Annotated in this window: 1 protein-coding gene; it reads left to right on the top strand. The window is 39.7% G+C overall.

The window, feature by feature from the left end; all coding sequences use genetic code 11:
• A partial coding sequence (gene yeiL / locus EQ827_RS08920; protein ID WP_181190617.1) for a transcriptional regulator YeiL occupies positions 1-335 on the top strand: 335 nt, incomplete at its 5' end.
• Between the last annotated feature and the right edge of the window lie 76 nt (positions 336-411).

Raw genomic sequence — 411 nt, 5'->3', positions numbered from 1 at the left:
CGCTATTTTTACGAAAACTCTGCGTCACCTTAAGTCATAAAAATTATCGTGATATTGTTTCTTTAACTCAGAATCAATCATTTCCGTTAGTTAATCGCCTGGCAGCTTTTATATTACTCTCGCAGGAAGGTGATCTTTATCACGAAAAGCATACGCAAGCGGCAGAGTATTTAGGCGTTTCTTATCGACATCTTTTATATGTTCTCGCGCAATTCATTCACGACGGTTTATTAACTAAAAGCAAGAAAGGGTATCTCATTAAAAACAGAAAGCAGTTGTCAGGACTGGCGCTGGAGATGGACCCGGAGAATAAATTCTCCGGGATGATGCAGTAAAAATTATTTGCAATAGCGCGATTGCCGGATGCAACGCTTAATACGTTTTATCCGGTCTACAAATCGAGCATTACAC

The organism is Bombilactobacillus bombi (assembly GCF_013607485.1).
In the GTDB taxonomy this organism is placed as follows: Bacteria; Bacillota; Bacilli; order Lactobacillales; family Lactobacillaceae; genus Bombilactobacillus; species Bombilactobacillus bombi_A.
The sequence above is the reverse complement of the archived record's forward strand: the minus strand, read 5'-3'. Positions and strand labels throughout refer to the sequence as shown.